The 458-nt window shown below is 68.8% G+C and carries 1 protein-coding gene; it reads left to right on the forward strand.

Going from position 1 to position 458, the window contains the following annotated elements; translation table 11 throughout:
* The coding region (locus AC1DM9_RS34495; protein ID WP_477584517.1) for a sugar transferase at positions 1–398 on the forward strand (398 nt) is incomplete at its 5' end.
* Between the last annotated feature and the right edge of the window lie 60 nt (positions 399–458).

Consider the following 458-nt stretch of genomic DNA (forward strand, 5'->3'; position numbering starts at 1 on the left):
CGCACACGGATGCCGGCGTGACCCAGGCCACGCCCGGCGACCCCCGCGTGACGCGCGTGGGCGCCTTCCTGCGCCGCACCAGCCTGGACGAGCTGCCGCAGTTCCTGAACGTGCTGCGCGGCGAGATGTCCGTGGTGGGCCCGCGCCCGCATGCCATCGAGCACAACGAGCTCTACAAGGAGATCGTGGACCGCTACATGCTGCGCCACCGCGTGAAGCCCGGCATCACGGGCTGGGCGCAGATCAACGGCTGCCGGGGCCGCACCGACACGGTGGAGAAAATGCGCCGGCGTACCGAGTTCGACATCTTCTACATCCGCAACTGGTCCTTCGTGCTGGACCTCCGCATCATCGTCCACACCGCCGTGCACGGCTGGACCGGCCGGGACGCCTACTGACGACTGACCCAGCCCGGCAATGTGACCTGTCGCGCGTGCCCCAGGGCGTTTGTTGGACAC

Source organism: Paenibacillus sp. 01T431 (genome assembly GCF_056398625.1).